Source organism: Flavobacterium geliluteum, from assembly GCF_017948595.1.
GTDB classification, from domain to species: domain Bacteria; phylum Bacteroidota; class Bacteroidia; order Flavobacteriales; family Flavobacteriaceae; genus Flavobacterium; species Flavobacterium flavipigmentatum.
In genome coordinates, this window is the sequence record NZ_JAGFBV010000006.1 from 36,317 (window position 1) to 50,509 (window position 14,193).

14 protein-coding genes are annotated in these 14,193 nt (G+C 35.9%); all 14 read right to left on the reverse strand.

Going from position 1 to position 14,193, the window contains the following annotated elements:
• Positions 1 to 6 precede the first annotated feature (6 nt).
• Positions 7 to 381: a diacylglycerol kinase family protein gene (locus tag J3495_RS05150; RefSeq protein ID WP_210665503.1), complete on the reverse strand. Its 375-nt coding sequence runs from the start codon at positions 379 to 381 to the stop codon at positions 7 to 9.
• A 10-nt stretch (positions 382 to 391) separates the two neighbouring features.
• Positions 392 to 889, reverse strand: coding sequence for a thiol peroxidase (tpx, locus tag J3495_RS05155; protein WP_210665504.1), 498 nt, complete (start codon positions 887 to 889; stop codon positions 392 to 394).
• Between the two features lie 495 nt (positions 890 to 1,384).
• Positions 1,385 to 1,642 (reverse strand): DUF6952 family protein, encoded by a 258-nt coding sequence (locus J3495_RS05160; RefSeq protein WP_210665505.1) that lies wholly within the window; start codon positions 1,640 to 1,642, stop codon positions 1,385 to 1,387.
• Between the two features lie 12 nt (positions 1,643 to 1,654).
• Complete coding sequence (locus J3495_RS05165; RefSeq protein WP_072964537.1) at positions 1,655 to 1,963, reverse strand: thioredoxin family protein; 309 nt, start codon at positions 1,961 to 1,963, stop codon at positions 1,655 to 1,657.
• A 161-nt stretch (positions 1,964 to 2,124) separates the two neighbouring features.
• A complete protein-coding gene (locus tag J3495_RS05170) occupies positions 2,125 to 2,763 on the reverse strand; it encodes a peroxiredoxin (protein WP_210665506.1) in 639 nt (212 codons plus the stop codon).
• Between the two features lie 134 nt (positions 2,764 to 2,897).
• Positions 2,898 to 4,505 carry a glycoside hydrolase family 3 protein gene (locus J3495_RS05175; protein WP_210665507.1) on the reverse strand — a complete coding sequence of 536 codons (1,608 nt, stop codon included), beginning with the start codon at positions 4,503 to 4,505 and terminating at the stop codon, positions 2,898 to 2,900.
• Between the two features lie 22 nt (positions 4,506 to 4,527).
• A complete protein-coding gene (locus tag J3495_RS05180; RefSeq protein WP_210665508.1) occupies positions 4,528 to 4,869 on the reverse strand; it encodes a hypothetical protein in 342 nt (113 codons plus the stop codon).
• A 23-nt stretch (positions 4,870 to 4,892) separates the two neighbouring features.
• Positions 4,893 to 6,215: an MFS transporter gene (locus tag J3495_RS05185; RefSeq protein ID WP_210665509.1), complete on the reverse strand. Its 1,323-nt coding sequence runs from the start codon at positions 6,213 to 6,215 to the stop codon at positions 4,893 to 4,895.
• Entirely contained in the window at positions 6,202 to 7,776 is a 1,575-nt protein-coding gene (locus J3495_RS05190; RefSeq protein WP_210665510.1) for a glycoside hydrolase family 10 protein, read from the reverse strand. Before J3495_RS05190 ends, J3495_RS05185 begins: the two co-directional genes overlap by 14 nt.
• A gap of 97 nt (positions 7,777 to 7,873) precedes the next feature.
• Positions 7,874 to 9,142: an acyltransferase family protein gene (locus J3495_RS05195; RefSeq protein WP_210665511.1), complete on the reverse strand. Its 1,269-nt coding sequence runs from the start codon at positions 9,140 to 9,142 to the stop codon at positions 7,874 to 7,876.
• Between the two features lie 45 nt (positions 9,143 to 9,187).
• Complete coding sequence (locus J3495_RS05200) at positions 9,188 to 10,396, reverse strand: anhydro-N-acetylmuramic acid kinase (protein ID WP_210665512.1); 1,209 nt, start codon at positions 10,394 to 10,396, stop codon at positions 9,188 to 9,190.
• Positions 10,397 to 10,476: 80 nt separating this feature from the next.
• Entirely contained in the window at positions 10,477 to 11,982 is a 1,506-nt protein-coding gene (locus J3495_RS05205; protein WP_210665513.1) for a sodium:solute symporter, read from the reverse strand.
• Positions 11,983 to 12,007: 25 nt separating this feature from the next.
• A complete protein-coding gene (murQ, locus tag J3495_RS05210; RefSeq protein WP_210665514.1) occupies positions 12,008 to 12,829 on the reverse strand; it encodes an N-acetylmuramic acid 6-phosphate etherase in 822 nt (273 codons plus the stop codon).
• Between the two features lie 69 nt (positions 12,830 to 12,898).
• On the reverse strand, positions 12,899 to 14,176 hold the full coding sequence (locus J3495_RS05215; RefSeq protein ID WP_210665515.1) for a RagB/SusD family nutrient uptake outer membrane protein: 1,278 nt from the start codon (positions 14,174 to 14,176) through the stop codon (positions 12,899 to 12,901).
• Positions 14,177 to 14,193 lie beyond the last annotated feature (17 nt).

Here is a 14,193-nt window from a genome sequence, read left to right on the forward strand (position 1 = left end):
TTTTGCCTATACAAATTTTGGGATATATATTATCAAACCTATTGCTATCGCTGTCATTGCGGCAAAAAATACTGCTCCTGCAGCAATATCTTTAATAAATCCAATTCTTTCATGGTAATTAGGATGTATAAAATCGGCAATTTTTTCTACCGCTGTATTCAATCCTTCAATGCTCATTACTAAGCCGATAGCCAATGTTTGACACAGCCATTCAGTTTGAGAAATATGAAAATAGAACCCAGCAATGGTCATGAAAATTCCCAGTGAGAATTGTACCATGATGCTGTGTTCTGTTCGTATCAATTTTACAGCCCCATTAAACGCATATGTCATGCTTTTTAATCGTCCTGTAACAAATGTATTGTCTTTTTTAAACTCCATTTATTGGGTTTTAGAGCACAGCCAAAGCTGCTTCGTAATTAGGCTCATTTGCAATTTCTGCAACTTGTTCGGCATGAAGTATTTTTCCATCACCATCAACAACAATTACAACTCTTGAATGCAATCCGGCCAAAGGACCGTCTAGAATTTCTAAACCATTGGTTTTACCGAAAGATCCTTCTTTAAAATCAGATAGGTTTACTACATTTTCTAGTCCTTCTGCACCACAAAAACGTTTTTGAGCAAAAGGTAAATCTCTAGAAATACACAGAACAGTTGTATTTTCTAACTTACTTGCACTTTCGTTGAATTTTCTAACAGAAGCGGCACAAGTTCCTGTATCAACGCTTGGAAATATATTTAAAACTAATTTTTTGCCTGCAAAAGTGCTCAAAGAAGCTGTTGATAAGTCGTTTTGTACCAATTTAAAATCAGCAAGTTGAGAACCTACAGTTGGTAATTCGCCAGAAGTATGAATAGGATTTCCTCCTAAAGTTATTGAAGCCATTTTGTTTGTTTTTTTATGAGGTTCAAAAGTAAGGATTAATATTTGAATCTAAAAGTATTTATTAGCGGTTGTGCGCAGAATTAGTAGAGTTTTAAGATTAGTCTTGATACAGGTTCTGGGCACATTAATTTCATGAATTTAAACGGATTTATTTCCTTTAAATTGTGTAGGTTTTGTTCTAATTTAATAATTAAAATCTATTGAAATTTTGTCGTCCTAAAGTTTCGGGTTATTTTTGAGGTGAAAGAGAAAATGTATTATTACAGTTTTTGTTGCAAAGTTTTTACTTCTCGCTTTTGACCGCGAGAGGGATGGACGCTGGCTACCGAAGTAGCGCAAACAGCCCGACAGCATTAGGGAAAGGGGCGAATGAAGACAAAGTAGATTGGCCCCTTTTTCTAATGGTGGCTCGCCCAAAGTATGATTTTAAGATATAAAAAAAAAGCGTTTCTAGATGAAGAAACGCTTTATAAGGTCATGTTTTGTAGTGCTCAATTATTTATCGATAGCGCCTAAAACACGTTTCATAAACGCATTTAGAGCTTCTTTTTTGTCTGTACCCTGAACGACCATCTTGTGTACTTCAAGCGCACCGTACATGTTCGAGATCAATTCGCCGATAACGTCTAATTCTTCGTCTTTTAGAGACGGAATCTCTGTCATTGCTTCAAGAACTTCGATGGTTTCTATGATGTAATCCTGATCGTTTTCTTCGATAAATTGAGTCAATTGCTTTATTACTGGTAATTTCATATTGAATATTTATTAAGCAATTGCGTTTACCAAGTCGATTAAAACTTCTTGTTTGTTGGTTTGCGTTTCGCCAACTAATTTTCCATTCACAAAAGTCGCAAAAGTAGGCAAGTTGCTTACATTGGCTAATTTTCTGGATTCAGGAGCGTTTTCAGCATCAACCAAAACAAAAGTTATCGCTTCATTTTCTGTCGCTAATTTTTTGAATTTTGGTTTCATAATACGACAATTTCCGCACCATGAAGCTGAATATTGTACTACTACTTTTTCGTTTTTAGCAACTAAATCTGCTAACGTATCTTCGTTTAAGTCGATTAACATTTGTTTGTTTTTTGGAGGTTCTAAGTCGCTAAGGTTCTAAGTTTTTGATCTTAGAACCTTGTGACTTTTATTTAGAGATGTAATTTATTAAGGAGCTAATTGAGTTCGAGTATTAAATCTTAGAGACTTAGCAACTAAGAACCTTAGAACCTTAAAAAAGACTAGTTTGCACTCAAATACTCAGCAGTACTAATTCTATCAGCGCTCATTGCTTCTTTACCAGCTTCCCAGTTTGCAGGACAAACTTCACCTTTTACCTGGATGTGTGTGTAAGCATCCACCATACGCAAGTATTCGTTTACGTTACGACCTAGTGGCATATCGTTTACACTTTCGTGGAAGATTTTTCCAGTTTCGTCAATAAGGTAAGTTGCTCTGTAAGTTACATTTGAACCTTCGATGATTACAGAATCAGTTTCTTCGCTATAGCTGGTAGCCTCAATGTCAAGAATACCTAAAATGTTAGCTAAGTTACGGTTGGTATCGGCCAAAATTGGGTAGGTTACACCTTCGATTCCACCATTGTTTTTTGGAGTGTTTAACCAAGCAAAATGTACTTCGTTGGTATCACATGAAGCTCCGATTACGATTGTATTTCTTTTTTCAAATTCAGGTAATGCAGCTTGAAAGGCGTGTAATTCAGTTGGACATACAAAAGTAAAATCTTTTGGATACCAGAACAATAGGACTTTTTTGTTGTTGTTTACTGCTTCTTCAAAAATATTGATTTTTAAGTTGTCACCCATTTCTGAGATAGCATCTACTGCAATACTTGGGAATTTTTTTCCTACTAAAGACATATTTTTCGTTTTAAGTTAAAATTTAATATGGTGCAAAAGTAGTTCACAAGAAGGCTTACTTCTAATAGTGTGTGATTATTAATACTTATTCAATGATAGTTTGTATCTATATTTAAGAAGATTGACTTCGTAACTTATTGAATTTTAATTATTACGGGTAATTTTCCGAAACAGTTTTTATTTTCTAAAAGTTGTATTGCCGCATTTTTTTGAAATTCTTCAAAATCCTGATAAACTTCTATCAGTCCGGAAGCTTTTTCTAGATTTGGAATAATAGGCAAAACATACGGATTACCAAACACGTAGACAATGCATTTTTTGGTTTGTAATAATTTGGAAAGCAGCGTTAGAATGTCATCATCAATTTCGAAATTATTCATCGGTTTTGCTTTTGGAACAAACAAAGAAATAATAATAGTTTCGAAGTTTTCTAAATTCTTTTCGATACTGGAAACAGTAGTTTTCTCAAGGTCTTCGAAGGCAAATTCCGGTGATTTTAAGTTGGAGTTTAAAGTATTAAAAAACGTATTTTCGATGTTTTTGTACAAACTTAGTTTGGCTAACTGATTGTTTTTCTGTGCCTCAAAAACAACATCATGATTTGCGTTATCAATTATTTTTGTAATTGAATTTGCTGCAATTTCTAGGTTTAAAGCAGAAGCATTATCAAAATTTAATTCTCCCGAAGCTCTAAAAGTACCGTTTATTAGACCAACTTTTTCTTTACATTTTAAGATTCTGTTGAAGCTTTCTTCGATGCGTTCCACAGTTGCATTTTTAAGGATTTCTTCGATTCCTTCGGCGACATTTTCAGCAAAGCATAAAACATCGTTTCCGGCATTAAAAGCTTCCCATTCTAATTGTCCTTTGGTCGGGTATAACGTCGAAACGCTGTGCATATTCAGAGCATCAGAAATCACTAATCCGTCATAGCCTAATTGCTCGCGCAAAAGATGCTGGATAACATTTTGTGATAAAGTTGCCGATGTGTTTTTGCCGTCATTCAAACTCGGAACAGCCAGATGACCGATCATAATAGAGTCGACATTGTTTTCTATTCCTTTGATGAAAGGATACAATTCGTTGTGCATTAATTCATCCAAAGTTTCATTCAAAACAGGTAATCCCAGGTGAGAATCGACATTGGTGTTTCCGTGTCCGGGAAAGTGTTTCAAACATCCCAAAATACCAGCATCCGACATTCCACGTAAATATTCAACAGCAAAATTGGCTACTTTTTCTTTATTTTCGCCAAACGAGCGATAACCAATTACAGGATTGTTGGGGTTGTTGTTTATGTCTGCCAAAGGTGATAAATTGTAGTGAATCCCGGCCGCTTTTAGGTCCAGACCAATTTGTTTTCCTACCTCATAAACCAAGTTTGATTTGTTCTCGGGTAAAGCACCCAACGTGATTGCGTAAGGATATTGAGGCGTTTTTTCGATACGCATCGCCAGTCCCCATTCTGCATCAATGCTGATCAAAAGCGGAGTAGGAGCACACTTTTGATAGCGAACAATCAGTTCTTTTATTTTTTGATAACTATCGTCATTAAAAACTATTTTTTTCTTGCTTTCGTAATTTGTAGCGGCACTTGCACGACTATGAAAAAAAGTTAGCCCACCAATATTGTGCGTTGCAATTAAACGTTCAGTTTCCTGAATATGCTCTTCGGTATCGTTTATAAAAACAGCCGGAAAAAAAAATTGTCCAACTTTTTGGGCTACTGTTTGATTGGTCATGATGAGGTATGCTAACGGTCTTTTATTTGAGTTTACTTTTCTTTTGTTTCAATAGTAAACTTCTAGTGTGTATTGCTTTTTCTAATCTGTTTTTGAATCGAAAGAGTTTTGGCAGTCCTTCGATCCTGTCTTCGATGGTAATTTCTTCGTAGACAATAATGGCTTTTTCTAAGATTCGTATTTCGTTATCGATATCGTTTTGGTTTTTATAAAGTGTTGCCAATCGATCATAAGGATGATTTCCTTTAAAGCCTTCCCTGACATTTTCCTCATATAATTCAATTGCTTTTTCAAAATTTCCTGTTTTTTCGAACTCGGTTCCTTTTAGGTTTCGTTCGGCCTGCAAATTTTCATTGATTTCCATAATATGAGATGTTTGATTTGGGGTTAAACTTCTTCAGATTTTTTTCCGTAATCTTTCGGAAAAATTAAAAAACGTGATAAGATAATACCCGGAATTGTGGCTAGAAATACCCAGATAAAGAAATTTCCGTATCCTAAATATTGCTGTATGTAACCACTTAACATTCCCGGAAGCATCATTCCTAATGCCATAAAACCTGTTGCTATTGAATAATGTGATGTTTTTGATTCTCCTTCTGCTACATAAATTAAGAACATCATAAAAGAGGCAAAGCCAAAACCGTAACCAAATTGTTCTAAAATAACTACTAAAGAAGTGTAAGCGTTAAATGATGAGTCAAATATAAAATATTTTAGATCAAAATGTATGTGTATCATTGTTTCAGGTTGAAAATAAGCTAAGAAGACAAATCCCATAATCGGTAAATGCATCGTCAGGATCATCGGTAGAAAACATTTTGTAAGACCATATTTAGAAATAGCGATCCCGCCTAAAACGCCGCCTGCCAATAAGGCTATTAAGCCAAAAGTACCGTAAATTACTCCAACATCTTCGGTGTCTAAACCCATTCCGCCGGCACTTTTTGGATCGACTAAAAACGGAGTTAACATTTTAAGCAATTGGGATTCTCCCAATCTAAAAACAAGTATAAACGCCAAAACCAAACCAATTTGTTTCTTTTTGAAGAAACTCGCAAATACCGAAATAAAGTTTTTTTGTTCGTCTGCACTCTTTGTCGCTAGTGTGTTTTCTTCAATTTTTGGTGTCGAAAAGAAATTGTATACGGTCAGGAAAATCATTACGATACTCACCACAATCATCGTGTACGACCATGCTTTTGTATTGTCACCATATTTATGCTCCAGATATCCGGCCAAAAGCACAATAAGTCCTTGGCCTGTAAGCATCGCCAATCGGTAGCAGGTATTTCTAATGCCGAGAAAAAGGGATTGTTGTTCTTTTTTTAAAGCTAATAAATAAAAACCATCCGTTGCAACATCATTAGAGGCAGAAGCAAAAGCAGCAACCGAAAAAATCGCTAAAGTCAAGAAAAAAAAGTAGTTGAGCGGAATGGTGATGCCAACTACTAAAAAGGCGATGGAAATAAACAACTGCATTGACAAAAACCATTTTCTTTTGGTTCCGTGTAAGTCGATAAAAGGACTCCACAGCGGTTTGATCACCCACGGAAGATACAATAAACTGGTGTAAGCGCCAATATCTTCATTATTGATGCCTAATTTTTTGTACATCAATACCGATACCGATGTTATGATGATATAAGGAAATCCAGAGGCAAAATTGAGCAACGGAATCCAAAACCACGGTTGATTATCTGTTTTCATCAGTTTGTACAGGTAGGTTTATTTTAAAAGGTGTGTTCAAATCAATAACAGTTGGGCTACTTTCGTTTGCAAAATAATCAATAAATGTGACAGCACAAACTTTATAGAGATTCATTTTTTCTTTTGGTAGAGAAAACGAAATAGTCCCCGTGTTTTCATAAACTAATATTTTGGAAACAATTTGCGATGCATCATTTACATCAAGTTTTGAAGCATCTTCGGCTCCATAAACGACCATATAACGCACTTTTGTGTTAAAAGGATATTTGATGTTGAAAGTATAATAAGTGCTGTCTTTGACAAATTCATTTACTAATGGAGTATCAATAATAACCTGTTTTAAGTTGGGTACAGCAGCCGGCAATGCAGGATATTTATATTGATTTTCTTCTAAATGACGTACCACATCAAAATTTCTGTTGATAAAAGACTTCGCACTAAAAAAAGCATTTCCTTGTACGTTTGGATACGTTCTGGTCAAATCAATTTGGTTAGGGATTTCGGTTAAAAAGTTCCAGCTTTTATCGCTGTCAGCCCTCACTTTATAAGAACTATTTCCGATGTAAATCGCAGCGTTGTTTGAGTTTTCAGACCACCATTTCAGCAATTTTGCATACGAAACTTTTGGATGTGCAATGCTCCAGTACAACTGTGGCACAATGTAGTCAATCCACTTTTGGTCCATCCATAAAAGAGGATCGGCGTACAAATCATCATAATTTGTCTGACCCGATTGTGTGTCTGACCCTTTAGGATCCATCGTTTTATTGCGCCAAACACCAAACGGGCTGATGCCAAATTGTACCCAAGGTTTTGATGCTTTTATCGTTGTCGCAATTGTGTGTACAAAGTTGCTCACATTCGCTCGACGAAAATCCCCAATAGTCATTCCGTTTCCGTATTTTTTGAATGAGGCGCTGTCGTTAAATTGTTTTCCAGGTACGGTATAAGGATAAAAATAATCGTCAAAATGAATTGCATCCACATCATATTTGTCGACTACTTCCTTAACAATTTTGGTTAAATGTTCCTGAACTTCGGGCAAAGCGGGATCGTAATAAATTTTTCCGGCGTATTCAATCATCCATTCGGGATGTTTATTGGCGTCATGATTCGCGCTTAAAAGTTGTTTATTTAAGTCGAAAGTAGCACGATACGGATTCATCCAGGCATGAAACTCAAAACCTCTCACGTGAGCCTGCTCAATCATCCAGGCCAGTGTGTCATAATTTGGGTTAGGCGCCTGTCCTTCTTTTCCCGTAAGGAAACGCGACCACGGAGCAAGGTCAGATGCGTAAAAAGCATCACCAACGCTTCTAATTTGTACAATTACAGCGTTATAATTGAGTTTTTTATACGTTTCTAGAATTTCCAGATAGTCGGCTTTTTCTTTTTCAACACCATCAGCATTGGTTTTTGGCCAGTCAATATTCACGACAGTGGCAATCCAGACTCCTCTAAATTCGTTTTTAGGATGCCTGTTTTTATCTTGCGAATTGACGTTCCATCCAAAGGATAATAAAAGTAGAATTAGAGGTATTAGGTATTGATTTTTATGCATTGTAATCTTTATTTAAACTGAAATCAAAAATAGTTTTTTTAGCGGACTATAAGAAATTATAATTTTGAAATATTTTTCTTCTTTTTTTTGTCAATAATTATACTTTAAAAATGAGTTTGTTTTTATAGAAAACCCATAAGATTCCGAACCAAATCAGCACGTACACTAGCGCTCCCGCCAGAGATGCCATCATTGGATTGGTAAAAAAAGGTACTATCCAATATTGATAAAGATAGCTCTGAAGATTGATGGTAGCGTCAATTTCCTTTGGATTTTCGAAGGTAATCATCGAGAGCATGCGCGGAATGATTCCGGAACCAAAGAAAACAATCATAGGATTAACACCCCAAATTACAAAAAGCTGGGTTCCTTTTTGCCTGTTTTTAATATCAATTAGATAATAAAAAAAAGTTAGAAACAGAGTTGTAAGTCCAGCAGAAAATAAAACATACGAACTTGTCCAGATGGATTTGTTTATTGGGAAAACCATTGACCATAGTAATCCTAAAACCACTAAAATGAGGCTTATAATCGCCATTTTTTTTGCTTTTTCTGTTGGCGATGCACTGCTGTTAAATGTTTGACCTATGATTACACCCAGTAAACCCGTTCCAATGGCTGGAATGGTGCTTAACAGCCCTTCCGGATCCCAGGTTTTAGTTTCGATATACATGTGATTCTTAAGAATTAGGTTGTCTAACCAAGCCGATAAATTGGTTCCAGGGTCAAGATTGGCATACCCAATATTAGGCACAGGAATAAGGGTCATGAGTGCCCAATAGCCCAAAAGTAATCCCGCAACAATAATAAATTGCATTCTTATAGAAGTTTGCAGATAAATGATAGCAGAGAAAAAATAAACGATTCCGATACGTTGTAAAACACCGGGAAGCCTAACGTCTTGGTAGGCTTCGATACCGCTGTAAGCCAATATTATAAAGCCGGAAAAAATTATAGTAACTAGCAATATTTTTATTTTTTGTGGAAAACTACCCATCAAGGCATAGCCGACTGCAAAAGTCAAAACTAATTTGGCTAGTAATAAAGGAGTTCCTGAGAGTTCAAAAATATCAATTCGATTAAAGAAATTCAGATAAAGACCTAAGCAAATAATTCGTAATGATCGTACCAGTATTTTTCCAAAAACTTCGGCATCAAATTTTTTATACGGAATAGCCAATGGAATCGCGGCTCCCATGATGAAAACGAAAAAAGGAAATACGAGGTCGGTAGGTGTGCAGCCATTCCATTCGGCATGAAGCAACGGCGGAAAAACATGCGACCAACTGCCGGGATTATTGACAATAGTCATCATAATAACAGTAAGTCCTCTTAAAACATCAATCGAAATAATACGGTCTTTCATTGTGGTTTGGTTTGTGTGGTTAGAAGTAGTTTTTAGTAGTTTTGTTTAATCAGGCAGTGAAATTTTGCCCATTGTGATCGAAGGAATTCCTTTTTTGGTTCCAAAATTAAAAGCTCCTCCGGAAACCGTTTCATTGGCTAAAATTGCAAATAAAACAGCTTCTTTGGCATCGCTGGAAATGCCTAAATCATCACTTTTATAAAAATGACAGGGTAATAATTCTTTGAGCCAACGCACTAATAACGGATTATTAGCTCCTCCGCCTGAGATGTAAATTTTGAAATCTTCTATTCTATACGAAGTGTTTTTTACCGCTAGCTGAATCGCCTCAGCAATGGTTTCGGCACTAAAACGAGTTAAAGTGGCCAATAAATCTTCAACAGAAATCGTATTTTGACTGCTTTTTAGCATTGCATTTTGCACATATTCGTAGCCAAAAAGTTCTGGACCAATAGTTTTTGGAAAACTTTGTCTAAAAAAATCATGGTCTTTTAAGTGATAAAGAAGAATTTGGTTTACTTTACCATTTTTAGCAATTTCGGCATCTTTATCGTAGCTTTTTTCGGGGAAATTATGTTTTACAAAAAGATCAATCAAAGTATTTCCAGTTCCGGTATCAGTAACAAAAGTTTCCTCGGGATTTAATGATGCTGGCAAATAGGTAAAATTGGCGATTCCGCCCATGTTGAGCATGATGCGATTTTCTCCTTTTTTGCCAAAAATAAAATAATCTCCGTAAACCGCTAATGGAGCGCCTTCGCCACCTGCCGCAATGTGTTTTTGCCTAAAGTCAGAGAGTGTGATGATACCTGTTTTTACAGCAATATGGTCACCATCGCCAATTTGGAGTGTAGCATTTGGAAATTTTTCCAGTTGATGCAAAAATTTTGGAGCATGCAATACCGTTTGACCGTGTGAAGCAATTAAATCGACTTCGCATGCAGGAATGTTCCATTTTTTCAGAGCATCATTGATCATGTTGGCGTGCAAAATTCCTATCCATTCGTTAAGGACAACCAGCTGCTCAAAATCAATATTTTTTTTAGCAAATACTTTTCGAATTTCGATTTTTATGTCTTCAGAATAAATTATCGTTTCAAATTCGAGGAGTTTTACGGCTGTATTTTGTCCGGATCCTGAAATTTCGCACAAGGCAATATCAAGGCCATCGAGAGATGTTCCCGACATGAGCCCGATAATCTTGCGGGATTCTTTTTGCGCAATTTGATAAAGATGGCTAATATTTTTATTCATGGAAATTAAATTTGATGCAATCGCTTTTTAGGTGAAATTTTGGAAATGCTAAAAATAGATTATTTTAGACGTAAATCGATTTAAAAATATATTTTTTCACTCGAAGTTTTACTGGTCAAAAACAAACTGATATAGGTAAATAATGCATTGATGATTATTAATTCATTATCAAAAATATATCCGAAAAGAGCATTCGAATTTTCACTTAAAAAATAAGTCAGAATAGGCGAAAGAATGCAGATATAAGGAACCAATTTGTCGTTGACCGTTCTTGATTTTTGTATTAAACCAAAAGCATATAAACCTAATAGCGGTCCATACGTGTATGATGCAGCCCTAAAAATCAATGCCACCACCGAGCTATCGTTAAAAGAGTTCAATACAATAATCACCAAAAATAGTAATCCTGAAAAAGCGAGATGTACCCAATGTCTTTTTTTGACATTGTTAGGATTTGAAAGGTTTTCGGATTTGTCCATCCCTAAAAAGTCAACGCAGAAAGAGGTTGTCAGAGCCGTCAAAGCCGAGTCGGTTGTGGCAAAAGTAGCAGCAATAATTCCTAGTAAAAAGACAAAAGCAGGTACAATTGATAAGTGATTTAAAGCGATTTCAGGAAAAAGTAAATCTGTTCGGGGTTTTCCCGATACAAAATCAATCGGTGTCTGGATGCCTTTTTGGTTGGCATAAATGTACAATAACGCTCCTAAGCTCAAGAAAATAATATTGATAATAACAAAAATGGCGGTAAAAGTAAACATGTTTTTTTGTGCTTCTTTGATGTTTTTGCAGCTGATGTTTTTTTGCATTAAATCCTGGTCAAGTCCTACCATTGCTATGGTAACAAAAATTCCGCCTAAAATTTGTTTGACAAAATGGTACCTACTTGTAAAGAAATCATCAAAGAAAAATACTTTAGAATAATTGCTTTCTTTTATGGTCGAAATAGATTCAATTACGCTTAGATTCAAGCTGTCGCAAACAAAATAAATAGTAATAAAAACCGAAGTTACCAGAAAAAATGTCTGTAAGGTATCGGTAATAATAATGGTTTTGAGACCACTTTTGTAGGTGTATAAAAAGATAAGTGCGAGGGCAAAAAACACTGTCATAGGAAATGGAATTCCATAATAATCAAAAACATAACGCTGCAAAACAATAATAACGAGATACAGTCTAAATGCCGAACTAACCGTGCGGCTCACCAGAAAAATAGAAGCGGCAGTTTTATAACTTTTTACACCCATTCTTTTCTCGATATAGCTGTAAATAGAGGTCAGATTCATTCGATAATATAAAGGAAGCAAAACTGTAGCTACCACTATAAAGCCAATTGCATTGCCTAAGACAAATTGAAAGTATTTAAATTGTTCTCCGTTTGGCGATCCCACTTCTCCTGGTACAGAAATAAAAGTCACACCAGAAAGTGCAGTACCAATCATTCCGAAAGCCACTAAGTACCATTTGGAGTTTTTATTTGCTTTAAAAAAAGAATCATTGTCTTGTCCTTTTTTGCTAATTATGTGTGATATAAAAAGCAGAAGTCCGAAGTAAACGACGATAAAAATTAAAATTGTACTTGATGACATTTTTTAGGTGTTGGTGGTTATAAAATTACTGTTTTTTGTTCATTTCCAGCAAAACAGCTCGTACGCTTTTATGTTTTTCAAGCAATTCGGCAGCCAGATTTTGTTCGACATGCAGTTCTTCCATAATCATTTTTATTGCTCTTTTAACTAACTTTTCGTTAGACAATTGCATATCGACCATTTTGTTGCCTTTTACTTTTCCTAACTTGATCATAACCGAAGTAGAAATCATGTTTAGTGCTAGTTTTTGAGCAGTTCCCGCTTTCATGCGCGTACTTCCCGTAAGGAATTCTGGTCCTACAACAAGTTCTATCGAATGATCTGCCACCTGAGCAATCAGCCCTGAACTGTTGCAGGAAATACTGCCTGTTTTGATGTTGTGTTCTTTGGCTTTTTTAAGGCCACCCAATACATAAGGAGTATTTCCAGATGCAGCAATCCCGATAATAAAATCTAAACTAGAAATCTCATGTTTCTCTAAGTCTTTCCAGGCTTGCTCCACATCATCTTCGGCCTTTTCTACAGCCTTTCTAATCGCAGTATCGCCCCCCGCAATAATACCAATAATCATGTCATGCGGAACACCAAAAGTCGGAGGGCATTCTGAAGCATCGAGAATGCCTATTCTGCCAGAAGTTCCGGCTCCTATGTAAAACAATCTTCCTCCAAGCTGCATTTTTTTTACAATTGCTTTTACCAATTTTTCAATCTTCGGAATTTGTTTTTCGATGATTTGTGGTACTTTTTGATCTTCTTTATTAATGTTAGTCAGAAGGTCCAGAACGCTCATTTGATCTAAATCTTTGTACAAAGATTCTTGTTCAGTTTCAGGATGTTGGTTTTTCATGATAGATGAATTGTTATTAATGTAAAAAATCGGGGTGATTAATCGTGTACCACCCCAATTTTATGGGAGTTATACTGATGGATCAGCAGGTGTATTAGTGTTGTTATTTCTCTCAGAATCCGGATAAGGATACCAGTTACGGTTTCTTTCTGCTCCTGTAACTCCTGCGCCAGGACGATTAAATCTTCGGCTGTCTTCGAGTTTTAAACCGGACATGTACATTTCGATACAACGATTTCTATAAATTTGTTCCAAAACTGCCTCTTTTGTAGCTATTCCTGCATAAGGAGGAAGGTTGGCGCCAATGCCGTAAACATCAGCTGCAGCAGTTTTGGTCAATACTTTATTGAGTTCTATTATCGCTTGAGGAACATTGTCTTTTCGGGCATAAGCTTCGGCTTTTATCAACATTATTTCTCCGGGTAAATAGACTGGAATCGACTTGGTATTAGTGTCAAAAAAACCTGTCGCTGTGGTAGGATTAGAACCCGGTTTGATGTAAAAATTCAATCTTCCGTCTGAAGAATCAGGAGTCAGAGCAGTTGGTAATCCTAAAGTCAAATCAATCGGTTGAAAAACATTGTTGGTGGTGATCGACACAAATGCAATTGGGTTTACACCAATTTGATCATAACCAAAAACAGATTTTACATTCAAATCTACTAAATTGGCATATTTTAGGGCATTATCATGATCTCCGGCTATCAAATAGTTTCTTGCCAAAAGTGCATAAACGGTATTTTTGTAATTAAGGCTGTTGGCCAATCCTGTAAAACCTGTTGCTTTATCAAGAGAAGATTCGGTTGCTTTTAGAGTTTCGATTGCAGTATTCAAAACTTCAGCTCTCGTATTAAAAGAGGCATTTTTTGCTGTTTTTAATGGAACACTTTCAAAATACTGGACTAAAGTAGAAAGAGCCAAGGCTTTAAAAATCGAGGAATGAGCAAATACACTTGCTTTTTCGTTTTCTACAGTCAGGATATTGATATTGTCAAGTACTTTTTGAGATTCAGAATTTATAATCAAACATTGTGACCACAAGTTGTTGACTACACCATTTTTGGTAGATAATACTTGGCCTCCCACAGAAAGTTCTCCCTCGTCTACGTTTCCGGCATTAAGTAATCGCAATTCTTTTGTTGTAAATCCGTTTCCTGTAATGGTCGTATAAACGGGGCTAATTCTGTCTACACTCCAAAGTTGTTGCAAACCGTTTGCGGCACCAATAATGCCGTCTCTTGTACCTATAACTAACTCTTGTGATGGTTTTGTTGGGTCTAAATAATCTTCGCTGCAGCCAGCAAAAAGTAACGTAAGACTCAATATAGGGATGAATATCTTTTTCATGATTTTTTTCTTTTTAA